The sequence below is a fragment of the Amycolatopsis sp. genome, from assembly GCF_025464955.1.
Lineage (GTDB): Bacteria > Actinomycetota > Actinomycetes > Mycobacteriales > Pseudonocardiaceae > Amycolatopsis.
In genome coordinates, this window is sequence record NZ_JAODNM010000154.1 from 81,088 (window position 1) to 102,977 (window position 21,890).

A 21,890-nucleotide genomic window follows, 5' to 3' on the forward strand; every position below is an offset into this window, starting at 1 on the left:
AAGACGGGATCGGTCAGTGCTCGGGCAACCGGTCCTACGGTACGAAAACCCGGGTCACGAGGTCGCGGCGGCTGCGGACACCGGTCTTGGCGAAGATCGACTTCAGATGATCCTGGACGGTGTGTCGTGAGATGAACAGCCGCGCGGCGATTCCGGCGGTGTCGCAGCCATGGAGGACGAGCTCGGTCAGCTCGCGTTCGCGGGCGGTGAGCCCGTAGGCGAGGGAGATCAGCGGCGCGACCGCCGGTGCGGTCGCGGCCTGCAGGATGACTGCCACCCGTCAGGATCCGCCGCCTGTCGCCGGCGAGGCGAGCACCTGAATCCAGTCGCCCGACGCTCCAAGCACGCAAGCGCTGGCATCCACGCCCGTTGTCCGGACGCGCTCGGCGACGTTGAGCAGGAGCATGATCAGCCCAGGCCATAGCGCCGAGGTGCTTCCGGACATCCTGGTCCGCACCCCCGCGGCGCGGAATCCTTGGCCCAGCAAGGAAACCAGCTCGTGCGCGAAGTCGCCTTCGTCCTCGGTGAAGTCGGTGCGACCTTCGACCTGGGTGGTGGGAGACACGTACACGGTCAAGGCGACCGTGGAGTCGACCGGCGGCGCGTTCGGACTGCTCGAAGCGTCCGTGCCGCCGGGCAGCGGCCCACCGCCACATGTGCACACCAGGCAGGACGAGGCGTTCTATCTGCTTGACGGTGTCCTCGAGGTCACCGCGGGCGAGAAGACAACCGTCGTCCGGACAGGCGATTTCGTCTATCTGCCGCGCGGAACCGCGCACTGGTTCAGGAATCCGGGCGTCAATCCGCCCGCGCGCTGATTCTGGCTACGCCGGGCGGTTTCGAGGAGTTCTTCACCGAGGCCGGCATACCGGCGCGCCCCGGCGAACAGGCCGCGCCAATGGGACCCGCCGACTTCGAACGCATCGCCGGGCTGTCGCTGAAGTACGGCACGCGGATCGAAGCCCCGCCCGCCATTCGCCCCCACTAAGCCCAGAGGAGACCGCAATGACCACCGCACAGCACATTTTCGGTTATGTCGATCGCAAGGACCCGCACGGGTTACTTGAACTGTTCGCCGAAGACGCCACGATGGTGTTCGACAACGGTGAACCGCTGCAAGGGCATCCGGCCATCCTGGCCGCGAACCTGGGCTTCATGTCCTCCATCCAGGGCCTGCGTCACCGGATCACCGCGCGTCGAGCTGCGGATCGCCCTGCCCGCGCTGCTGCGGCGGCTGCCCGAACTGCGCCTGGCCGTGCCACACGAGCAAATCAAGCCCAAGCCGGGCCTCGTCGGCGTCGCCGAACTCCCCTCGTCTGGTGACGCGGACAACACGCTCCCGCTGACGATTCGCAAGTCGGCGGCGAGTTGCGCGGCGCAAAGGCGGGGCTGGTCCCGATCGTGATCGGACCCAGCCCCGCCTTTGTCCGGCCGTGTGTCAGTCGGTGCCGGACTCCATGGCGGCGTAGTCCAGCAGCTCGGCGTCGTCGGTGGTACCGCGGGAGGCGATCGCCTCGGCCCCGCCCAGTGCCAGCTCACCGATCAGCTCGGACGAGGTCGGCTGCCCGCTGGTCAGCATCGGGTGCGAGGTGCCGATCATGCCGAGTCCGGCGTACTGCTCGAGCTTGGCGCGGGAGTCGGCGATGTCGAGGTTGCGCATGGTCAACTGGCCGATGCGGTCGACCGGCCCGAAGGCGGAGTCCTCGGTGCGTTCCATCGACAGCTTGTCCGGGTGGTAGCTGAACGCCGGCCCGGAGGTGTTCAGGATCGAGTAGTCCTCACCTCGCCGCAGCCGCAGCGTCACCTCGCCGGTGACCGCGTTGCCGACCCAGCGCTGCAGCGATTCGCGAACCATCAGCGCCTGCGGGTCCAGCCAACGGCCTTCGTACATGAGCCGGCCCAGCCGCCGTCCATCGTTGTAGTAGCTGGCGAGGGTGTCCTCGTTGTGGATCGCGTTGACCAGCCGCTCGTAGGCCGCATACAGCAAAGCCATGCCCGGCGCCTCGTAGATGCCCCGGCTCTTGGCCTCGATGATCCGGTTCTCGATCTGGTCGGACATGCCCATGCCATGCCGGCCGCCGACGGCATTGGCCTCCAGCACGAGGTCCACCGAGGAGCCGAACTCCTTGCCGTTGATCGTGACCGGGCGTCCCCGGTCGAACCCGATCGTGACGTCTTCGGTGGCGATCTCGACGCTCGGGTCCCAGAACCGCACGCCCATGATCGGCTCGACGATTTCGATCCCGGTGTCTAGGTGCTCCAGCGACTTCGCCTCGTGGGTCGCGCCCCAGATGTTCGCGTCGGTGGAGTACGCCTTCTCCGTGCTGTCCCGGTAGGGCAGGCCGTGGGCGACCAGCCACTCGGACATCTCCTTGCGACCGCCGAGCTCGCTGACGAAATCAGCGTCCAGCCACGGCTTGTAGATCCGCAGGGAGGGGTTGGCGAGCAGGCCGTAGCGGTAGAACCGCTCGATGTCGTTGCCCTTGTAGGTGGAGCCGTCGCCCCAGATCTGCACGTCGTCCTCGAGCATCGCCCGCACCAGCAGCGTGCCCGTGACGGCCCGGCCGAGCGGGGTGGTGTTGAAGTAGACACGGCCGCCGGACCGGATGTGGAACGCTCCGCAGGCCAGGGCGGTGAGCCCCTCCTCGACCAGCGCCGCGCGGCAGTCGACCACACGGGCGATCTCCGCGCCATACGCGGTGGCGCGGTCGGGCACCGAGCTGATGTCCGGCTCGTCGTACTGCCCGATATCAGCGGTATAGGTGCACGGCACGGCCCCCTTGTCCCGCATCCACGCGACCGCGACCGACGTGTCGAGGCCGCCGGAGAAGGCGATGCCGACTCGTTCGTTGACAGGAAGGGAAGTGAGCACCTTGGACATGAACGGAAGTATATGCATACCGTCGCATGATCATACAATCGGGGTGCGGGTGATCACATGTCTTGGTCGCTGACCTACACTTCGGCAAGTGGGCACTTCGGACGACACCGCGACCGGCGGCCGCGTCGGCGAGATCGTCCGGGCGGCGTTGAAGCTGCTGGACGAGTCCGGCCTCGACGCGGTGACCCTGCGCGCCGTCGCGGGGCGGCTCGGGGTCCGGCTCAACACAGTGTCGTGGCACGTCAAGTCCAAGGCGCGGCTGCGCGACCTGATGGCCGACGCCGTGCTCGCCGACATCGATCTCGACGACCTGCCCGAGGACTGGCGGGAGCGCACGGCGGTACTCGTCCGGCGCTACCGGCAGGCCCTGCTCGCCCACCGCGACGGCGCCCGAGTGGTGACCGGCACCTTCGCGGCCGAACCGGCGACACTGGCCGCCGCGGACGCCGTGGTCACCGCCCTGCTCGACGGCGGGCTCGCCGACCACGCCGCCGGATGGACGTGCTGGACGCTGATCTACTTCACGCTCGGGCTCACCCAAGAAGAGCAGAGCAGGCCAGAAGACACCGCCGAAACCCTGCGGTCAGCGCTCGGGGCCGGCGGGTATCGGTCCCTGCTGCAGGTGCTGCCCCACCTCGCCGACGGCGACTTCGACAGCCGCTTCGAGTTCGGTGTCGATCTCATCCTGAAGTCGGCAGCGACGCGTGGGCTCGAGAGACCGCAACTCGCCGTCGAGTTGCGGTCTCTTAGAAACTAAGACACCCCACACTCACGAGTCCTTAAGTCGCTAGAGCTCGCCCAGGGCGGTGATGGGCGATTCCACGCAGTCGGCGACGAAGCGCAGGAACCCGCCGGCGGTGCCGCCGTCGCAGGCGCGGTGGTCGAACGCCAGGGTCAGCTGGCACACCTTCCGCGCGGCGAGGACGCCGTCGACGACCCAAGGACGGTCGATGATGCGGCCGATACCCAGGATGGCGACCTCGGGGTGGTTGATGATCGCCGCCGAGCCGTCGACGCCGAAGACGCCGTAGTTGTTGACGGTGAAGGTGCCACCGGACAGGTCCGCCGGGGACAGCGAGCCGTCGCGACCGGCGGTGGTCTTCTCGGTGATCGCCGCGGACAGCGATCGGGTGCTCAGCCGGTGGGCGTCGCGCACGACCGGCACCATCAGCCCGCGGTCGGTCTGGGCGGCAAAGCCCAGGTGCACGTTGTCGAGCACGACGATCTCGTCGGCCTCGACTCGCGAGTTGAGCTCCGGAAACTTCGCCAGCCCGAGCAACGTGAACCGCGCGACGAGCGCGAGCAGGCTGACCTTGCGGGCGGGATCGGCCGCGTTGAGCGCGACGCGCGCGGCCAGCAGTTCGGTCGCGTCGACGTCGACCCACACGGTCGCTTCGGGAATCTCACGGCGGGACAGCGAAAGCTTGTCGGCGATCGTCTTCCGGATGCCGCGCAACGGGATCCGCCGGCCTTCGGAGGAAGGCACAGGAGCGGCTGGCGCGGTGCGTGAGGCTAGCGCCCGCTCGACATCGGCGCGGCGTTTGACGCCGTCGGGTCCGGTGCCCTCCACGGTGCGCAGGTCGACGCCGTTCTCCTTGGCCAAGCGCCGCACGAGCGGGGAGATGACCGCGAGCGAGCCGGCCGACGAATGCGCAGCGGGCGCGGTCGGTGGCGAAGCCTTCGCCGGTCCGCGGCGGGTACCACGCCGGCGGCGGGTGGTCGTCGACGTGCCGTAGCCGATCAGGACGTTGCCGCTGCCCTCTTCGACCTTTTCGGCGGTCACCACCCCGGGCTCGGTGAAGCCGGTCGCGGCGCCGACGGTGATCAGCGGCGCACCGACTGGCAGTGTCGAGCCGGCTTCACCGTGCAACGTCGTGACGACGCCGGCGTAGGGCGAGGGCACCTCCACAGTCGCCTTCGCCGTCTCGACCTCGACCACCGGTTGGTCGGTGACGATGACGTCCCCGGCGGACACCAGCCACTGCACGATGACGGCCTCGGTCAGTCCTTCGCCGAGGTCCGGCAGCAGGAAGTCAGGCACGGCGGCCTCCGGGGAGTTCGGCGGTGTCGTCCCACTGCAGCCGCGCGATCGCGTCGAGTACGCGGTCGACGCTCGGCAGGTGGAACTCCTCCAGTTTCGGTGCCGGGTAAGGGATGTCGAAGCCCGTGACGCGCAGGATCGGGGCCTGCAGGTGATGGAAGCAGCGCTCGGTCAGCCGGGCCGCCACCTCCGCGCCGTAGCCACCGAAGCCCGACGCCTCATGCACGACGACAGCGCGTCCGGTCCGGCGCACCGACGCGGCCACGGTCTCGTCGTCGAACGGGGTGAGGCTGCGCAGGTCGACGACCTCGACGTCCCAACCCTCTTCGACGGCGGCTTCGGCCGTTTCCATCGCGGTCGTGACCATCGGTCCGTACGCGATGAGCGTGACGTCCTTGCCTGCGCGGCGCACGACAGCGCGGTCCATCGGCGCGGACGTGCGGTCGAAGGAAACCTCACCCTTGGCCCAGTACCGGCGCTTGGGTTCGAGGAAGATCACCGGGTCCGGGCACTCGATCGCATCGCGCAGCAGGTCGTAGGCGTCGGCCGGGGTGCCCGGCGTGACGACTCGCAGGCCGGGGGTATGCGTGTAGTACGCCTCGGAGGAGTCGCAGTGGTGCTCGACGCCGCCGATCCCGCCGCCGTAAGGGATCCGGATGACCACGGGCAGCCCCACACGGCCGCGCGTGCGGTTGCGCAGTTTCGCGAGATGACTGGTGATCTGCTCGAACGCCGGGTAGGCGAAGGCGTCGAACTGCATCTCCACGACTGGCCGCAGTCCGTTCATCGCCATCCCGATCGCGGTCCCGACGATGCCGGACTCCGCGAGCGGAGTGTCGAACACCCGGCGCTCGCCGAACTTCTCGGCCAGCCCATCGGTCACGCGGAACACCCCGCCGAGCGGGCCGACGTCCTCGCCGAAGACGAGGACCTTGTCGTCGGCCGACAGCGCGTCGGACAGCGCCCGGTTGAGCGAGGCGGCCATCGTCAGCTGCTCGGTGCCGACCAGCGGCCGTTCCAGGGTGGTCATGACTGGTCCTCGGCGATCTCGGCGGCGAGCAGCGCGGCCTGCTCGCGCAACGCGGTAGTGGGGCTGGCGTAAACGTGAGCGAACAGCTCGGCGGGGTCGACCTCGGGGTCGACGTTCATCCCGTCGCGCACCCGCGACGCGAACCGCTCGGCCTCGTCGGTGATGGCCGCCCGGCTGGTCGCGTCGAGGACGCCGGTGTCGGTGAGGTAGCGCTCGAGCCGGTCCACCGGATCACGACCGAGCCAGGCCGCGACCTCGCCGGGGTCGCGGTAGCGGTTCGCGTCGTCGGCGTTGGTGTGGGCTTCGATGCGGTAGGTCATCGCCTCGATCAGCGTCGGCCCGCCACCGGTTCGCGCGGTCTCGACAGCGTCGCGGACCGTGGTGTACACCGCCGGGGCGTCGTTCCCGTCGATCGACTTGGCCGGCACACCGTAACCGATCCCCTTGGCGGCCAGCGACGGCGCGGCGGTCTGCTTGCTCAGCGGCACGCTGATCGCGTACCCGTTGTTCTGCACCAGGAACACCACCGGCGCCTGCCACACCCCGGCGAAGTTGAGCGCCTCATGGGTGTCACCCTCGCTCGTGGCACCGTCACCGAGAAGGACCAGCGCGACGGTGTCCTCCCCTTGGTAGCGCGCGGCGTGGGCGAGTCCGACGGCGTGCAGCGTGTTCGTCGCCAGCGGGGTGCACTGCGGGCCGACCCGGTGCTCGTACGGGTCGTACCCGAGATGCCAGCCGCCCTGCAGCAGGGTCAGCGTCTCGATCGGGTCGACGCCGCGGGTCACGATGGCGACGGAGTCGCGGTAGGTCGGGAACAGCCAGTCCTGCTCGCGCAGCGCGGCGACAGCGCCGATCTGGCACGCCTCCTGCCCGTGCGAGGAGGGGTAGACCGCGAGCCGGCCCTGCTTGGTCAGCGCGGTGGCCTGGCGGTCGAACCGGCGGCCCACGACCATGCGGCGGTAGAGGTCGAGCAGGACGTCGTCGGCGGGCATGACCAGGCCGGGGTCGGCCACCGGGCGCCCGTCCTCGGTCAGCAGCCCGAGCGGCGACGTGGAGGGCAGAAGCTCGCGGCTGGCCGCCGGCACACTCGTCATCGTCATCGGATCCTCCACGGGGCTGAGCGACACTCTGTGCGCCAATACTCCATAGCCGAGGACCAATGTTCTAGAAGCAACGCAATCTGGCGGACGAATTGACTCTAGACAGCCGTATAGTCCCCAAGATGTCCACTCAGCCCCCGGACCGGCCCATGCGCGCTGGACAAGTTGCCCCGCTGGACGAGACCGACCGGCGCATCGTCACCGAGCTCCGCGCCGACGGCAGGCTGTCCATGCGGGTGCTCGCGCAGCAGCTGCACATCTCCCGGGCCAGCGCCTACTCGCGGGTCGAGCGGCTGCACCGCGACGGCGTCATCACCGGGTACAGCGCGGTGATCGACCCGGAGCGCAACGGCTACGGGATCTCGGCGTACGTCTACCTCAACATCAGCCAGCACTCGTGGAAACAGGTCCAGCAGCACGTCCGGGAGATCCCCGAGGTATGGCACGCCGCGCTCGTCTCAGGTGATCACGACCTCGTGCTGCTGGTCCGCGCGCATGACGCGCAGGGCATGCGCGACCTCGTCCTGAACCGGCTGCAGACACTGCCCAACGTGGTCTCCAGCCACACCGTGCTCATCCTCGACGAGATCCCCCTGACCGGAGTCGGCGAGTAGCGGCTGCTGTCCGTCACATAGTTAAGCAACCTCTTGACTTTTTCGGGTCAGGCGGCAATGGTTAAGCGCATGCCTAACCAATCCGGTCTCGATCCGGTCGGCCGTGTCTTTCAGGCGCTCACCGACCCGACCCGGCGAGCGATCGTCGAACGACTGGTCCGTGGCCCGGCGACCGTCAAGGCGCTCGCCGAGCCGCTGGCGATGTCCCTGCCCGCAGTGATGCAACACCTGCAGGTACTGGAAGGGGCGGGTGTCATCGCGACCGAGAAGGTCGGCCGAGTGCGCACCTGCCGGATCGAACCGGTGGCGCTGCGCGAGGCCGAACAGTGGCTCAGCGGTCAACGCACGGCGTCCGAACGGCAACTTGATCGACTCGACGACTATCTGAAGGGAAAATGATCATGGACGTAACACACTCGACGTTCACCCTCGAACGCCAATACCAGGCCTCGGTCCAGCGGGTGTTCGAGGCTTGGGCGACGCCGGAAGCACGGAAGCGCTGGATGGCCCAAGGAGCAGAACACTCTCAGAACTTCGAAGTCGGCGGCCTCGAGACCGTCAAGGGGGACGACGGAGAGGGGCATGCGCTGACCTACGAGGCACGCTACGCCGAGATTGCCACCAATGAACGAATCCTCACGACGTCGACACTGCACTCCGGGGATCAGTTGTCGACCGTGTCGGTCACCAGCGTCGAGTTCTCCGCAGCTGGCGAGGGAACCCGAGTAGTGCTGACCGAGCACGGAATGTACCTCCCCGGCCAGGAGCAACCCGATTGGCGAGAACACGGAACCGCACAGCAACTCGACACCCTGGCTGCGGAGTTCGCCGCGGCCGTTGAGGCGAAGTACTGACGCGAGGACGGCCGGCAAGGTGCTGAGCCCGCGGCGAACGACCTCCAGGCCACGAACCTGCACGCAGCGGCCTGAGCCGGTCCGCTCAGCTGCGGACGGCGGTGACGAACCCGCCGTCGGAGAACTCAGCGGCCGAGCGGCCGTATTCGACGGCGAGCACTGACTGGACGTGGAGCTCCGTCTGCCAGCCGTGCTCGGCCAGCCAGGCCGGCCCCTCGGAACCCAGTCCGCCCTTCCACAGCGTGGTGAGCCCGCTCGCGCTGGGCATCGCGCGGACGCGGGCCGCGAGTCCGTTTCTGTTGTTGGTGCGCCGTTCGAACGACACCCGGCTGCCCGGCGCGGACAGCTCACCCACGGTGGTCAACAGCCGGGTGGCCTCGTCGTGGGAGAGGTAGATCAGCAAGCCTTCGACCAGCCACGCAGTCGGTGCGTCATACCGGAAGCCCGCGGCGAGCAGCAGCGCCGACCAGTCTTCGCGCAGGTCCGCCGGGATGGCCTCGCGAACACAGCCGGGGGCCGCGGATTCGGCGGCGAGCACCCGTTCCTTGAACTCCAGCACCTCGGGAAGATCCAGTTCGAACAAGCGGACGCCGTCCGGCCAGGTCAGCCGGAACGCCCGGGTGTCCAGCCCCGAGGCCAGCAGCACCACCTGCTCGCAGCCTGCCGCGACCGCGCGCAGCAGGTACTCGTCGTAGAACCGGGTGCGGACCACGACGTGCGCGTAGAACAACGCACCGACGGACTTGTCCTTTGCGGAGTCCGGTACTTCGGGGAAGAACGCCCGCCCGGCTTCGACGAACGCTTGTGCATAGGGATCGTCGAACAGCCTGTCGGGCCTGCGGCTCTCCATCGCGCGCAGACCTGCGACGCCTAGAGCGGTCCGTCCGACACCGGGCAGCGATTCCGAGGAGGCGGTCATGGGCCCACCGTAGCGATCTCTCCGATGTGCACGCCGCGAGTCCCACGCTGACGGAGCCGAGTCCCACACCCGGGTCCCGGGCGCACCAGGTGTCTCACTTTCACCACCTGGAGGCTCTGAGCATCGCCAGGGATACGTAGTCGGCGAGAGCTTGCTGGCCGGGGATGTTGGCGTGGATCCCGTCGCCGTTGTCGTAGGCCGGGTTGATGGCGTTGGGCTTGAGCGGGTCCTTGAGCACCTGATCGAAGTCCACGACGCCGTCGCAGGAGCCCGCGCAGTTGTTCCACTGCTTGACGAAAGTACCCACGGTGTACCGGTCACGGTTGTTTTGGTCCGTGTAGCCGGGACGTGACGTGATGGGGGTGAGGTAGACGGCGATCCCGGCTTCGCGCAGCCGCGAGAAAACCTGCCGGTAGCTATCCAGGATGGGGACCGCCGTGCAGCCGTCGGCAAGGTCGTTCGTACCGTAGTAGTAGATCACGCCGGTCACGCCGTGCAGCGCGAGAACGTCGCGGTCGAGACGCGTAGCGGCGTCCAGGCCCCGATACACCGCAGGCATCTGCGGGCAGTCGGGGGAACTGGTCGTACCGGCGATCCCCGCGTTGGCCACCGCCAGACGCTGTCCGGGTGGGAGTTCCGCGGTGATCCGGCGGGCCAGATCGTCGGACCAGCGTCGGTTGGTCCCGGTTTCCGTGCAGCCGGGACCGCAGTTGGTGCTACCGGTGCCATCGACGACGGAACTGCCGAACGGCACGATCGTTCCCTGCAGCGCTGGATTGTGGACATCGACCGCGCTGACGAGATAGGTGGCTGTCACTGTCCTGGTGTAGGCGGTCCCGGCTGGGTCGCCGGTGTGCTCCCCCGCGCCGGACGCGGTGACGTAGTTATTCCGGAAGGCATTGTCGTGCCGGCCGGGGACGATGCGACCGGAGGCGTACGTGCTGACGGCGAGGTCGCTGTCCGGGTTGGTGACGAGCCCGGTCGGATCGCTCCAGACGTCGCCGCCGGGCGGGATCGTGATGGAACGACGGCCGCCGAACGTCACCGGCCGCACGTCGGTCACGGCGGCCTGCCCGGAGCTGTGGCCGGCTGTGGTCCGGTCGATGGTGAGCGGGGTGGTTCCGAAGGTGTTCTGAAGCCGCACGCGGATCGCGTCGCCGCCCTGGCTCAAATGCGTGATCATCCGCACCGACTGGTTTTCCAGTGTCACGGCGGCCAGTCCTTGTTGTGATTCGGCCCATGAGGTGAACCAGTCTCTTCGAGGCCGGTCGGCTCCCGGCGCAGAGCTGACGATCGAGAGGGCAAGGAGCGCGGAAACCGTGGCGACGATGACAGTCCGTCCAGTCAAACGCATGATGGTGTCCTCTCCCGAGAATGCGGCATTGGCCAAGTGGATCAGCCACTTTGATCAAGAGAATTGGCGTTCATCCCAGCCGAGGGAGCGTCCACCTCGACGGCTGGGACAGGTATCCAGGTCAGGCCTTCGCCGTTTCGGGGGCCGAGACGGCAAACTCCGCCGAGGCCGCCGTGGCACGGCGCGGCATCAGCAGGAGTGCAACCAGTGAGATCACCGCACATCCGACGATGTACCAGCTGATTCCGACACTGGAACCGGTGGCCTGCAGAAGTGCCGCGGCAATGAGCGGTGCCGGGCCGCCGGCGATGACCGAAGCGAGCTGGTAGCCCAGACCGGCGCCGCTGTAACGCACGTTGGGTCCGAAGCTTTCGGCGATCAGCGCCGCCTGCGGGCCGTACTGGATGTCGTGGACCAGTAGCGAAACGACGATCGCCAGCAGCGCCGCACCCGAGGAACGGCTGTCCAGCAAGGCAAAGTACGGGAACGCGTAGAGGCCAGTACAGACGATGCCGATGCCGTAGACGAACCGCCGCCCGAACCGGTCGGACAGATGCCCGAACAGCGGCACGGTGACGAGCCCGATCGCGGCGGCCACCATCGTGTCCCTAAGCAGCTCACCTCGCGCTAACGCGAGATGCTTCGTGCCGTAGGTCAGCACGAACGTGATGAACAGGTAGAACGGCGCCTGCTCGGACAGCCGCACGAAGGCCGACGTAAGGATTTCCCGCGGATGCTTCCGGATGGCCGTCCACACCGGGCGGCGTTCGACCGCGCCCGTCTTCTTCATCTCGGTGAAGTCCGGGCTCTCCTGCACCCGTAGCCGAACCCACAGCCCGATCCCGATCAGAACGATGCTGAAGAGGAACGGCACACGCCAGCCCCAGGTCTCGAAGCTATCGCCGCTGATGGCCTCGGTCGCCGCGACGAGCGTCGTCGACAGCAGCAGCCCGAGCGGGACGCCCAGCTGAGGAAGGCTCGCCATCAACCCGCGTCTCTTCGCGCTGCCCCACTCCATCGACATCAGCACCGAGCCACCCCACTCGCCACCGACACCGATGCCCTGCACGACCCGCAGCAGGGTCAACAGCAGCGGGGCGGCTGAACCCAGCGCGGAGTATCCGGGCAGGAGCCCGATGAGGAGAGTCGCGGATCCCATCAACAGCAGCGTCGTAACCAGCGTGACCTTGCGGCCGATCCGATCACCGAAGTGGCCGAAGATCGCTGCGCCGACCGGCCTGGCGGCGAACCCGACGAAAAGCGTGCTGAACGACGCCAGCACACCGGCACCGGTCGAACTGCCCGGGAAGAACAACTTGGGGAAGACCAGCGCGGCGATCGTGGCGTAGAGGAAGAAGTCGTACCACTCGATCGTCGTTCCGACCGTACTGGCGATCACCGCGCGCCTGCGGTGTCGCCGGTCAGGATTGAGTGCCGGCATTGTTACCTCCATTGGCTCAGCCACTTGTCCACTAGGACAGTAACCCAAAACACTGCTAGACTCACGAGGACCTGTCAAGGGGGTTGTATAACTGTGTCCGACTCGCTCCGCCCGGTAACCCGTCCTCGGATGTACGAGCAGGTCATGGCCCAGTTGCGTGAGCATGTGGCTAGCGAGGGCCTGCAAGCGGGCGATCGCTTGCCACCCGAACGCGAACTGGCCGACCGGCTACAGGTAAGCCGCGCCTCCATCAAACAGGCCGTCGTTGTGCTCGAAGTTCAAGGCCTGGTCGAAAGCCGGCACGGCGGCGGTGTCTATCTGCGTACCAGCTCCCTGGACCCGGAACCGCTGGCCGCACTCGTCGATCGCCGCCGCCGGTTGCCCGACGTGCTCGACGCCCGCGAAGCAATCGAAACAAAGCTCGCCGAACTGGCCGCCTTGCGACGCACCGACGACGATCTCACCGCTATCGAAGCTGCGCTCGAGGTCATGCGCACCCAAATCGACGACGGCGAACTGGGCGAAGATGGAGACCGCCAGTTCCACGCCGCCGTGGCCGCGGCCGCTCGCAGCACTCTCCTCACGGATTTCATGCAGGGAATCCGTGAGGGAATCGCCGAAAGCCGACACGAGTCGCTCCAGCAGCTGGACCGCCCACCGAAGTCCCTGGCTCAGCACCGGCGTATCGCCGAGGCCATTCGAGCGCAGGACGCCGCCGCTGCGGCAGCAGCAATGAAGGAACACCTCGAGACGGTCAGCCGGGTCCGCCTGCTCACGTGGAATCCCGAGGCCTGAAACCACCAGCTCTCCTGCGCTTCGGAACAGTCGCCGGAGTTGGCCAGGGTGGGCATCGGTAGATCGGTTGATGTGGGCGGCGGCGGGTGTCCGGCAGGCTCATACCCGACAGGAACTGCCGGTGGTCAGGGGGCGTCGTGAGGTTTTCGATCGGACGGATAGGGCTGGTGGCCGCGGTCGTCGCCGTGGCGGTGACACCGTTTCCGGCGGCGGTCGCGGAGGGGTCGGCGATCCCTCCGGTGCGCGGCTGTGCGTCGTTGGCCGGTTTCGCGGTGCCGGACGTCGGGAGCCGGATCACCTCGGCGCAACCCGTCACCGATGCCGCGCTGCACAAGGACTACTGCGACGTCAAAGGCGTCACCGCGCCGAACACGCGGTTCGAGATCAAGCTCCCTGTGTCCAGCTGGCAGGGGCGCTACCTGCAGGAGGGGTGCAGCGCGTACTGCGGCGCTGTTCCCGCGATGACGCCGCCGATGACGATTTCTGGTCTGACCTGCGCGGCGGAGTACACGGGCGAGCTGGTGGTGGGAGCCGACGACGAGGGGCACACCGCCCCGAGCGTGAACGACGCCAGCTGGGGCGAGCACGACCCTGGCGCGCGGGTGGTGTTCGGGCGGACGTCCGAGCACAGCCTGGCGCAGGTGTCCAAGGCGGTGATCGCGCGCTACTACGGCAGGCCGCCTGCCTACTCCTACTTCGACGGCTGCTCCACCGGCGGCCGTGAGGCGCTGATGCTCGCGCAGCGTTATCCGGCAGACTTCGACGGCATCGTCGCCGGCTCGCCCGCGGCCAACGAAGCGCCGCTGGGATTGCTGTCGGCGTGGCTTTCCCGCAGCAACACCGACGCCGCCGGGCACCAGATCGTCACCGGCGAGAAGCTGCCTGCTCTCCACAAGGCCGTCCTCGCCGCGTGCGGGAACTCCGACGGGGTCATCGCCGACCCGCGGCTGTGCGGATTCGACCCCGCGACACTGCGCTGCCCGGCTGCCACCGACACCGCCGCGTGCCTGACCCCGTCGCAGGTCACCGCCGTAGGCGCGTTCTACCGCGGGCCGACCGATTCCCATGGCCGCAGCCTGTTCAACGGTGGTGAGCCCTATGGTTCCGAGCTCGCGTGGCTGGGCGAGATGGTCCAGCCCGCCGCCGACACCGCCGCTCCCGGTGACACCTTCGCGAGCCGGATCGGGCTGAACTACTTCAAGTACCTGGCGTTCGACCGCAACCCGCCGCCGAACTTCACGCTCGCCGACGTCCACTTCACCGATGCCGAGTTCTACGCCCTCGATCGCCTCGGCCGCACGCTGTACAACGCCAACAACCCCGATCTGCGGGCGTTCCGGGCGCACGGCGGCAAGCTCATCGTCTACCACGGCTGGGCGGACCAGGCGATCCCCGTTTGGTCCACACTCGACTACTACGGCGCTGTCGAACGTGCCGCCGGCGGGTTCGACAGCAGCCAGTCGTTCTCACGGCTGTACCTGCTGCCCGCTACCTACCACTGCCTCTTCGCCCCGGACGGTTCACTGACCACTGTGGACTTCGTGACCCCGCTGATGTCGTGGGTCGAGCAGAGCTCGGCACCCGGCGGGATCACGGCCGACTACGGGCCCGGTGACCGCACGGTCGCTCCGGCTGACGCCCTGGCGCCGGTGCACGCCGCGCCGGGCGGACTCAACAGCCACTACGACTACCTCGGCAAGATCACCAGCTACCTGCCGTCGTAGCGGGGTCGCCACGCCGTTGCGGGCGCGGTACCGCCATCACAGCGGGTGATGATCCTAAACTCGACGGATGGCGAAGTACTTCGACGTGCATCCGGAGAACCCCCAGCGGCGTGCGATCAACCAGGTGGTCGACCTGGTGCGCGCCGACGCCCTGATCGCCTACCCCACGGACTCCTGCTTCGCGCTGGGATGTCAGCTGGGCAACCGCGACGGCATCGACCGGATCCGCTCGATCCGCCACCTCGACGACAAGCACCACTTCACCCTGGTGTGTCAGGACTTCGCGCAGCTGGGACAGTTCGTCCACATCGACAACAACGTGTTCCGGGCGATCAAGGCGTCGACCCCGGGCAGCTACACGTTCATCCTGCCGGCGACGAAGGAAGTGCCGCGCCGGCTGCTGCACCCGAAGAAGAAGACCGTCGGCGTGCGGATCCCGAACCACCCCGTCGTGCAGGCGCTGCTCGCGGAGCTGGGTGAGCCGCTGCTCTCGAGCACGCTGCTGCTGCCCGACCAGGAAGAGCCGATGACCCAGGGCTGGGAGATCAAGGAACGGCTCGACCACGTCGTGGACGCCGTCATCGACTCCGGCGAATGCGGCACCGAGCCGACCACGGTCATCGACTTCTCCCTGGCGGAGCCGGAGATCGTCCGCTACGGCGCAGGTGACCCCTCGCTCTTCGAGTAACGTCGCACTTTTGCAAGGACTGGGGCGGTCGGGTGCTTGCGACGGCGAGCGACTCGGGGGATGTTTAGTACAAATCATTTGTATCGGGGGACGTTTCGTACACAACGGCACCGGACCCGCCCCGCGCCGCCCCGCACCCGAGGAGTCGTCCCGCCCACCGGCACGCCGAAGAACGATCGCGCATGTACCGATCAAGTTCCTTGACCGCCCTGATCGGGCCGGGTTGACTGGCTGTAACGAGTACCGGGGGAAGAGCACGCCACTCGAGGCGTCCAGCCATACCGAGGGGCGAATACATGCGTGTAACTATTGCCGAAGTCGCCCGCCGTGCCCGCGTCAGCAAGGCGACGGTCTCGCGGGTGCTCAACGACAAGTCCGACGTCGACGCGTCGACCGCGATCCGGGTCCGCGAAGTCATCGCCGCGACGGGCTACATCCCGAGCGCCGGTGCCGTTGGCCTGGCCCGCGGCACCACCCGGACGGTGGGCATGCTGGTACCCGGGCTGACGTGGCCGTGGATCTCGGAGGTCCTCCAGGGCGTCGCGGACGTCCTCGAAGCGGCCGGGTACGGACTGCTCATCAATACGATGAACCGCGGTTCCGACTCGCTGGCCCAGTTCTCGCGGCACGTGTCGTCCAACGCGTTCGACGCGCTGCTGCTGGTCGAACCGCCGGACACGCTGAGCTACATCACCGAACTGCACCGCGGCGGGCTGCCGGTGGTGATGATCGACGACCGCGGGCGCCACCCGGAGTTCCCATCGGTGACCACCACCAACCACGGCGGCGCCGCGTCCGCCGCGCGGCATCTCCTCGGCAGCGGCCGCACGAGGATGGCTGTGGTCACCGGGCCGCCGTCATTCGAGTGCACACGCAACCGGCTCGACGGGTTCGCCGAAACCCTCGCCGAGGCCGGTCATCCCCTCGACGAACGGCTCGTCGTCGAGGGCGACTTCACCCCGGAAAGCGGTTTCCAAGCCATCGCCGAACTCGACGCCACCGGGCTCGGTTACGACGCGGTGTTCGCGCACAACGATTTCATGGCGTCGGGCGTGCTCGGCGGGCTGCGCGCGGCGAACCGGCCGGTGCCCGACGAGGTGTCGGTGATCGGTTTCGACGACATCGCGATCGCCGCGCACACCCAGCCCGCGCTGACCACCGTGCGGCAGCCGGCCCGCGAGATGGGCGAAACAGCCGCGGGCATGCTGCTGTCCCATCTCGGCGGCACCGAACTGCTCAGTGAGCCGCGGATCGTGCCGACAACGCTGGTGGTTCGCGAGTCGGCGCCGGCTCAGCTGCCGTAGACCTCCATCGACCACAGCGAATAGCCGTACTGGGTCGCGCGCTGCGTACCCAGCACCCGGACGTACCGCGCGGTCGAAGCGGTGAACGTCCGGTCCTCCACCCCACCGGCACCCGCGGTCGTCGAGTACACCGTCGTCCAGGTGCTGCCGTTGGTCGAGGTCTGGATCTGGTATGCCTTGGCGTAGGCGGCTTCCCAGCTCAGGCGTACGCGGTTGACCGAATGGGACGCGCCGAGGTCCACCTGCAGCCACTGCGGGTCGGCGAACAGCGACGACCATCGCGTGCTTGCGTTGCCGTCAAAGGCGTTGGACGCCGGGAAGGTGGTGTTCTCCGCTGAGGACGCCGTTGCGGTATGTCCCTGCGACAGCAGCCCTGCCGCCGGTGTGGTGCCGCCGGAGCCGAACGGGGTCAGCGTGAGTGTCATGGCGGTGGGCGCGTTGTCCTGGATGTAGGAGGCGAAGTTGCCGACGTCGTCGAACGGGAAGCCGTATGCCTTGCCGTCGACCATGTTCTGGTGGATCACCTGCGAATAGTGGTTGGAGATCGTCTCCTGGTAGAACGCCGAGGGGTCGGTGACCGGCTGGTCGGGATGGGTCCGCAGGGTGGAGCGGTTGAATGCGGCGCCGAGCTGGGCCGCGACGGGTCCGGTGAGGCCGTCGTTCGGTGCCCCGAGCGCGCCGTTGCAGTAGAAGACGTCCGAGGTGGTGGGTTTCGCGAACGCCGCGACTCCGCCATCGAACCGGAGCAGCCCACCCGACACGCGTCCGGTGTACGTGGTGGTGTTGATCTTCACCCGTAGGTCCTGACCGGTGTAGGTGTTCCAGACGTCGTTGACGTAGGAGGAGTAGTAGGTGGACGAGAAGATGCCGCCCTCGATGCCGTGCCCGGGCGCGACGACGCGCACGTTGTTGCCCTGGATCAGCGACTTGAAGTCGGGCAGCGCGGCGATGCCGGCGAAGATCGCGTCGCGGCCGCCGGGCTTGAGCGTGCCGATGGTCTGGTTCGACGCGCCCGAGAGCTGGATGGCCATCGGCACGCTGAACATGTCGACCATGGTGGTGTTGCAGAACATCCCGCCGTCACCGAAGGTGAACTCCATGCAGTCGTGCAGGACCGAGAAGCTCGGGTCGCTCGACACCCAGCCGGCCGGGTACTGGAACGCCGCGCGCCCGTTGCCATCGGTGACCACGCGGAACTTCAGCTTCTGGTTGATGGAGAAGTAGATCCGGCCGGACATGTTGGGCAGGGACAGGTTCGACTGGAACGGGATCGACAGGTCGGCGTAGCCGTCGGCTCCGTTCAGCGAGGGATCCGCGGGGATCAAGGTGCCGTCGGCTCGCACGTAGGACTGCTGGCCCGTGCTGAGGTTGGTGCCGACGACGTACATCCAGATCGCCGAGTTCGGGTAGAGGCCGGTGTTGTTGACGACGGTGATCGGCAGCCGCGTCGCGGCCGACGCCGCCGTCCGGCTCGCGAGGGCGAGTAGCGGGGCGGTGGCGGCCGCGGTGGCCGCCCAGCGCAGGACGTTCCTTCGTGTCGGCATGACTTTCCTTACCTTGCAGGGGACTCGGGACGGGTGAAGGGGGCGTTCCCCGGGATCGGGGTCCGGGGAACGCCCCCTTCGGCTCAGGTGGTGGTCCAGACGAAGCTCGCGCTGGCCGGTGCGCCCCTCCCATCGGACGCGGTGACCGTGACGGTCGTGGTGCCCTTCGCCGTCGCGGTGCCGGAGATGACGCCGGCCGAGCTGATGGCCAGGCCGGCGGGGAGCCCCGTGGCGGTGAACGTCAGCTTCGCGTCCGGCGCGGAGGGTAAGCCGGTGATGGGCAGGTCGACGTGGGCCGCGACCGGGCTGCTCATCCCGTTCGGGTTGGTGACCGACACCGTCGCGGCCGGAGTCGCGGCGGCGAACGTGGTGTTCACCGTCAGCGTCCCGGTCAGCGGCAGGTTCCTCGAGGAGTTGCCGACGAGGATCTGGTACGCGCCGGGGTTGGTCGTCCACGCATTGGTGGTGGTCGACCAGTGGGCCAGGTCGTGCGCGGTGAGGGTGAACTGCACGGCCTGGCTCTGTCCCGGGTTGAGTGTCACCTTCTGGTAGCCCTTGAGCTGGTGCGGCGGTTCACCGTTGGCCGCGGGCTGGTTGACGTAGAGCTGCGGGACCTCCGCGCCGGCCCGGCTGCCGGTGTTGGTCACCGTCGCCGAGACCGTCGCCGTCCCGTTCGTGCCCATTGCCCCGACCTGAAGGTTGGAGAAGCCGAACGTCGTGTAGGACAGGCCGAATCCGAATGGATACAGCGGTGCGATGTTCTGCGCGTCATACCAGCGGTAGCCGACCTTGAGCCCCTCCGAGTACTGGATCTGGTCGTTGGCGCCGGGGAACTGCTGGACGGTGCTCGCGGGGACGTCGGCGAGGCTCTTCGGGAAGGTGACCGGCAGCTTGCCTGAGAAGTTGACGTCGCCGAAGAGCAGCGCCGCGATGGCGTTGCCGTTCTCCTGCCCCGGATACCAGCCCTCGACGACGGCGGAGACGTTGTTCAGCCACGGCATGGTCACCGCGGACCCGGTGTTGAGCACCACGATCGTGCGCGGGTTGGCCGCGGCGACCGCGCTGATCAGTTCATTCTGCTGGTTCTGCAGGTCGATCGTGGCGAGGTCCTGGGTCTCGGACTCGCCGTAGCTGGCGAACACGATCGCGACGTCGGACTTCTTGGCGAGCGCGACCGCCGACGGGATGTCGGGCGTGGTGACGTGCTCCCCCGCCCCGGCGACCCACTGCGTGCTGACACCGGTCCCGGCGCGCGCGGTGATCCCGTTGATCGGGTTGACCGCCGCCGGTGACGGGTTGACCTTCGCGCTGCCACCGCCGATGTCCTGCGCGTCGATGGCGTCACCACCGAGCAGCGCGATGGACTTCAGCGAGGACGCCGTGAGCGGCAGCGCGTTGTTGGCGTTCTTCAGCAGCACCGACCCCTGCTCGGCCACGGTCCTCGCGGTCGCGACGTTGGCCGCGTTGGTGACCACCGAACCCGGGTTGCCCGCCGGTGCCTTGTCGAAGAACCCGAAGGCGAACATCTGGGTCAGCACGCGCCGGACCATGTCGTCCACCCTGGCCTGGGTGACCTTGCCCTGGTTGACCGCGTCGATCAGGCCCTGTCCGAAGAACGCGCCGCCGGGCATCTCCATGTCGAGGCCGCCGTTGGCGAGCTGCGGCGCGCCGCCGGTGGCGGCGCCCCAGTCGGCGACAGTGAACCCGCCCCAGTTGGCGGCCTGTTTGATCCCCGCGGTGAGCACCGTGGAGTTCTGGCAGGCCGGGGTGCCGTTTATTTCGTTGTAGGCGCACATCACCGACGCGGCCGCGCCCTGGGAGACCGCGGTCTGGAAGCCGGGCAGGTAGATCTCCTGCAGCGTCCGGTTGTCGATGATGACGTTGTCCGACGGGGTACCGCGCGACGCGCCGCCTTCGACGTTGTAGGCGGCCGCGTGCTTCGCCGTGGCCATCACCCCGGCGCTCTGGATGCCGCGGATGTCGGCCGCGGCGGTCTGCCCGGAGAGGTACGGGTCCTCGCTGTAGGTCTCGAAGTCGCGGCCCCAGCGGGGATCCCGCACGATGTTCAGTGTCGGGCCGAGCTCGGCGGACGCGCCCTTGCCGGCGAATTCCTTGCCTGCCACGGCGCCGTACTGCTGGACGAGGTTGGTGTCCCAGGTGGCCGCCGCCGAGGTCGGGTCGGGCAGTTGCGTGACACCGTCGAGCCCGTCACCGACGCCGGCCGGACCGTCCTCCAGGCCCAACGCGGGTACGCACAATGCCGGGATGGCGTCGGTGTCGCCGATGTACGGCCCGGTCGCGCCGTTGCCGTGCAGCACGATCACCTTCTGCGCCTGCGTCATCTGGCCCATCAGCTGGGTGACGCGGTCGGCGACGGGCGCGGTCGAGTGGACCCACGGGCACGTACCCGGCGGCACCGTCGGAGTGGTGGGACTGCTCGGCGGTGTGGATCCGTCGGTGGTGCGCACGGCGAACTCCCACAACGAGTAGCCGTACTGTGTCGCGCGCTGGGTGCCGGTGAGCCGGACATAGCGGGCGCTGCCGCTCAGGGTCGGGTTTTCGGTCCCGCCCGCGCCGGTAGTCGTCGAGTACGCCGTCGTCCAGCTCGTTCCATTGGTGGACAGCTGGATCTGGTAGGCCTTGGCGTAGGCGGTCTCCCAGGTGAGGGTCGCGCCGCAGACCGGGTGGACCCCGCCGAGGTCGACCTGGATCCACTGCGGATCACTGGACAGGCTGGACCAGCGCGTACCGGGATCGCCGTCGAAGGCCGCGCTCGGCGGGAACGCCCCGGCGTCCTGAGTAGACGATGCGGTGGCCGGCATGGCGAGGGCGGCGTTGTTGGCCGCGCACGCCGGCGCACCGCCGGTGCCGTAAACCTGGAACTCCCACAGCGAGTAGCCGTACTGCGTGGCGCGCTGAGTGCCGGTGAGCCGGACATAGCGGCCCGAGCCCGTGACGGGCAGCGTCTGGTTGCCGCCGGCGCCGGTGGTGGTGGCGTAGAGCTGAGTCCAGGTGGTGCCGTCGTTGGACGTCGAGAGGGTGAACGCCTTGGCGTAGGCGGCTTCCCAGTTCAGCACGACCTGTCCGATGGCCTGCTGCGAGCCGAGGTCGACCTGGATCCACTGGGGGTCGGCAGCGGCGCTCGACCACCGGGTACCCGGGTCGCCGTCGAAGGCGGAAGCGGCCGGGAACGCGGTGGACTCGGTCGAGGAAGCCGTAGCGGGATGCCCTTGGGAGAGCAGGGCGGGGGCAGCTTGCGCGGAAAGCACCGGCACGGTGACCAGTGCGGCGAGGGTCAGCGCGCCCAGCACCAGGCTGAACACCACCGATCTCCGGCGCGCGGAGGGGGACGTGGGGAGTCGCACGGCTTGTCATCTCCTAGAGCACGCGAGCGCCCGCAGGCCAACGGAAAGCGGCGATGCGGTACTGGGGAGGGGAGCTGGACGGCTCGCGTGTACTCGGTGGAGACGCGCCGGTGCAGGGGGACACACGGCGATGAGAACGCTCTGCCCCGAGGTTACGGAGACGTCACGACCGCTGTCAACGGGGTGATTTTCCGAATGTTCGCCAAGTGGTCTGTACCAACAACAGAAATGCCGGA

21 protein-coding genes are annotated in these 21,890 nt (G+C 68.2%); 10 read left to right on the top strand and 11 right to left on the bottom strand.

All coding sequences use genetic code 11. The features are described from left to right. Positions 1–34: 34 nt before the first annotated feature. Together JWQ81_RS39220 and JWQ81_RS39225 are read right to left on the bottom strand one after the other, a co-directional pair. On the bottom strand, positions 35–277 hold the full coding sequence (locus JWQ81_RS39220) for a helix-turn-helix transcriptional regulator (RefSeq protein WP_297549877.1): 243 nt from the start codon (positions 275–277) through the stop codon (positions 35–37). Between the two features lie 3 nt (positions 278–280). Then, on the bottom strand, positions 281–565 hold the full coding sequence (locus tag JWQ81_RS39225; protein ID WP_297549879.1) for a hypothetical protein: 285 nt from the start codon (positions 563–565) through the stop codon (positions 281–283). On the opposite strand from JWQ81_RS39225, the gene JWQ81_RS39230 reads away from it, so the two are divergent. Together JWQ81_RS39230 and JWQ81_RS39235 are read left to right on the top strand one after the other, a co-directional pair. Then, positions 552–818, top strand: a complete 267-nt coding sequence (locus JWQ81_RS39230; RefSeq protein ID WP_297549880.1) for a cupin domain-containing protein — start codon at positions 552–554, stop codon at positions 816–818. The two genes, JWQ81_RS39225 and JWQ81_RS39230, sit on opposite strands and share 14 nt — an antisense overlap. A 187-nt stretch (positions 819–1,005) precedes the next feature. Beyond that, positions 1,006–1,323 carry a nuclear transport factor 2 family protein gene (locus tag JWQ81_RS39235; protein WP_297549882.1) on the top strand — a complete coding sequence of 106 codons (318 nt, stop codon included), beginning with the start codon at positions 1,006–1,008 and terminating at the stop codon, positions 1,321–1,323. Positions 1,324–1,438: 115 nt separating this feature from the next. On the opposite strand, the gene argG is transcribed toward JWQ81_RS39235, so the two are convergent. Next, complete coding sequence (gene argG / locus JWQ81_RS39240; protein ID WP_297549884.1) at positions 1,439–2,881, bottom strand: argininosuccinate synthase; 1,443 nt, start codon at positions 2,879–2,881, stop codon at positions 1,439–1,441. A gap of 88 nt (positions 2,882–2,969) precedes the next feature. Here argG and JWQ81_RS39245 point away from each other — a divergent pair, with 88 nt between their 5' ends. Beyond that, positions 2,970–3,638: a TetR/AcrR family transcriptional regulator gene (locus tag JWQ81_RS39245; RefSeq protein WP_297549886.1), complete on the top strand. Its 669-nt coding sequence runs from the start codon at positions 2,970–2,972 to the stop codon at positions 3,636–3,638. Positions 3,639–3,668: 30 nt separating this feature from the next. Here JWQ81_RS39245 and JWQ81_RS39250 read toward each other — a convergent pair whose 3' ends face one another. From JWQ81_RS39250 to pdhA, 3 genes are read right to left on the bottom strand one after another with little or no spacing between them, the layout of a single operon-like run. Then, positions 3,669–4,922 (bottom strand): dihydrolipoamide acetyltransferase family protein, encoded by a 1,254-nt coding sequence (locus tag JWQ81_RS39250; protein ID WP_297549888.1) that lies wholly within the window; start codon positions 4,920–4,922, stop codon positions 3,669–3,671. Next, the gene (locus JWQ81_RS39255; protein ID WP_297549890.1) at positions 4,915–5,952 is read right to left on the bottom strand and encodes an alpha-ketoacid dehydrogenase subunit beta; all 1,038 of its coding nucleotides are present in this window, start codon (positions 5,950–5,952) and stop codon (positions 4,915–4,917) included. The genes JWQ81_RS39250 and JWQ81_RS39255 overlap by 8 nt, the downstream gene beginning before the upstream one ends. Next, positions 5,949–7,046: a pyruvate dehydrogenase (acetyl-transferring) E1 component subunit alpha gene (gene pdhA, locus JWQ81_RS39260; protein WP_297549934.1), complete on the bottom strand. Its 1,098-nt coding sequence runs from the start codon at positions 7,044–7,046 to the stop codon at positions 5,949–5,951. Before pdhA ends, JWQ81_RS39255 begins: the two co-directional genes overlap by 4 nt. A 128-nt stretch (positions 7,047–7,174) precedes the next feature. Between pdhA and JWQ81_RS39265 the strand changes: the two genes are divergently transcribed. The 3 genes from JWQ81_RS39265 to JWQ81_RS39275 all read left to right on the top strand — a co-directional run bounded on the left by JWQ81_RS39265 (position 7,175) and on the right by JWQ81_RS39275 (position 8,520). Next, positions 7,175–7,666: an Lrp/AsnC family transcriptional regulator gene (locus JWQ81_RS39265; RefSeq protein WP_297549892.1), complete on the top strand. Its 492-nt coding sequence runs from the start codon at positions 7,175–7,177 to the stop codon at positions 7,664–7,666. 69 nt (positions 7,667–7,735) lie between these two features. Continuing rightward, a complete protein-coding gene (locus JWQ81_RS39270; RefSeq protein ID WP_297549894.1) occupies positions 7,736–8,065 on the top strand; it encodes a metalloregulator ArsR/SmtB family transcription factor in 330 nt (109 codons plus the stop codon). A 2-nt stretch (positions 8,066–8,067) separates the two neighbouring features. Beyond that, positions 8,068–8,520, top strand: coding sequence for an SRPBCC family protein (locus tag JWQ81_RS39275; RefSeq protein WP_297549896.1), 453 nt, complete (start codon positions 8,068–8,070; stop codon positions 8,518–8,520). 85 nt (positions 8,521–8,605) lie between these two features. Here the strand turns inward: JWQ81_RS39275 and JWQ81_RS39280 are convergent, their stop codons facing one another. From JWQ81_RS39280 to JWQ81_RS39290, 3 genes are all read right to left on the bottom strand, one after another. Continuing rightward, positions 8,606–9,439, bottom strand: a complete 834-nt coding sequence (locus JWQ81_RS39280) for a class I SAM-dependent methyltransferase (RefSeq protein ID WP_297549897.1) — start codon at positions 9,437–9,439, stop codon at positions 8,606–8,608. A gap of 100 nt (positions 9,440–9,539) precedes the next feature. Beyond that, entirely contained in the window at positions 9,540–10,793 is a 1,254-nt protein-coding gene (locus JWQ81_RS39285) for a GDSL-type esterase/lipase family protein (RefSeq protein WP_297549899.1), read from the bottom strand. Positions 10,794–10,914: 121 nt separating this feature from the next. Then, positions 10,915–12,234: an MFS transporter gene (locus JWQ81_RS39290; RefSeq protein WP_297549901.1), complete on the bottom strand. Its 1,320-nt coding sequence runs from the start codon at positions 12,232–12,234 to the stop codon at positions 10,915–10,917. Positions 12,235–12,327: 93 nt separating this feature from the next. Between JWQ81_RS39290 and JWQ81_RS39295 the strand changes: the two genes are divergently transcribed. The 4 genes from JWQ81_RS39295 to JWQ81_RS39310 all read left to right on the top strand — a co-directional run bounded on the left by JWQ81_RS39295 (position 12,328) and on the right by JWQ81_RS39310 (position 16,745). Further along, complete coding sequence (locus JWQ81_RS39295) at positions 12,328–13,029, top strand: FadR/GntR family transcriptional regulator (protein ID WP_297549903.1); 702 nt, start codon at positions 12,328–12,330, stop codon at positions 13,027–13,029. 137 nt (positions 13,030–13,166) lie between these two features. Further along, the gene (locus JWQ81_RS39300) at positions 13,167–14,753 is read left to right on the top strand and encodes a tannase/feruloyl esterase family alpha/beta hydrolase (protein WP_297549905.1); all 1,587 of its coding nucleotides are present in this window, start codon (positions 13,167–13,169) and stop codon (positions 14,751–14,753) included. A 67-nt stretch (positions 14,754–14,820) separates the two neighbouring features. Next, complete coding sequence (locus JWQ81_RS39305) at positions 14,821–15,441, top strand: L-threonylcarbamoyladenylate synthase (RefSeq protein ID WP_297549906.1); 621 nt, start codon at positions 14,821–14,823, stop codon at positions 15,439–15,441. A gap of 296 nt (positions 15,442–15,737) precedes the next feature. Continuing rightward, positions 15,738–16,745 (top strand): LacI family DNA-binding transcriptional regulator, encoded by a 1,008-nt coding sequence (locus JWQ81_RS39310; protein ID WP_297549908.1) that lies wholly within the window; start codon positions 15,738–15,740, stop codon positions 16,743–16,745. On the opposite strand, the gene JWQ81_RS39315 is transcribed toward JWQ81_RS39310, so the two are convergent. Together JWQ81_RS39315 and JWQ81_RS39320 are read right to left on the bottom strand one after the other, a co-directional pair. Then, entirely contained in the window at positions 16,733–18,289 is a 1,557-nt protein-coding gene (locus JWQ81_RS39315; RefSeq protein ID WP_297549910.1) for a beta-1,3-glucanase family protein, read from the bottom strand. The two genes, JWQ81_RS39310 and JWQ81_RS39315, sit on opposite strands and share 13 nt — an antisense overlap. A gap of 83 nt (positions 18,290–18,372) precedes the next feature. Next, the gene (locus JWQ81_RS39320; RefSeq protein ID WP_297549912.1) at positions 18,373–21,654 is read right to left on the bottom strand and encodes a glycoside hydrolase family 3 C-terminal domain-containing protein; all 3,282 of its coding nucleotides are present in this window, start codon (positions 21,652–21,654) and stop codon (positions 18,373–18,375) included. Between the last annotated feature and the right edge of the window lie 236 nt (positions 21,655–21,890).

Coding starts and splice junctions, on each gene's coding strand:
- JWQ81_RS39235 (WP_297549882.1), top strand. CDS start 1,006: ATGACCACCGCACAGCACATTTTCGGTTATGTCGATCGCAAGGACCCG.
- argG (WP_297549884.1), bottom strand. CDS start 2,881: ATGTCCAAGGTGCTCACTTCCCTTCCTGTCAACGAACGAGTCGGCATC.
- JWQ81_RS39255 (WP_297549890.1), bottom strand. CDS start 5,952: ATGACCACCCTGGAACGGCCGCTGGTCGGCACCGAGCAGCTGACGATG.
- pdhA (WP_297549934.1), bottom strand. CDS start 7,046: ATGACGAGTGTGCCGGCGGCCAGCCGCGAGCTTCTGCCCTCCACGTCG.
- JWQ81_RS39265 (WP_297549892.1), top strand. CDS start 7,175: ATGTCCACTCAGCCCCCGGACCGGCCCATGCGCGCTGGACAAGTTGCC.
- JWQ81_RS39270 (WP_297549894.1), top strand. CDS start 7,736: ATGCCTAACCAATCCGGTCTCGATCCGGTCGGCCGTGTCTTTCAGGCG.
- JWQ81_RS39275 (WP_297549896.1), top strand. CDS start 8,068: ATGGACGTAACACACTCGACGTTCACCCTCGAACGCCAATACCAGGCC.
- JWQ81_RS39280 (WP_297549897.1), bottom strand. CDS start 9,439: ATGACCGCCTCCTCGGAATCGCTGCCCGGTGTCGGACGGACCGCTCTA.
- JWQ81_RS39285 (WP_297549899.1), bottom strand. CDS start 10,793: ATGCGTTTGACTGGACGGACTGTCATCGTCGCCACGGTTTCCGCGCTC.
- JWQ81_RS39290 (WP_297549901.1), bottom strand. CDS start 12,234: ATGCCGGCACTCAATCCTGACCGGCGACACCGCAGGCGCGCGGTGATC.
- JWQ81_RS39305 (WP_297549906.1), top strand. CDS start 14,821: ATGGCGAAGTACTTCGACGTGCATCCGGAGAACCCCCAGCGGCGTGCG.
- JWQ81_RS39310 (WP_297549908.1), top strand. CDS start 15,738: ATGCGTGTAACTATTGCCGAAGTCGCCCGCCGTGCCCGCGTCAGCAAG.
- JWQ81_RS39315 (WP_297549910.1), bottom strand. CDS start 18,289: ATGCCGACACGAAGGAACGTCCTGCGCTGGGCGGCCACCGCGGCCGCC.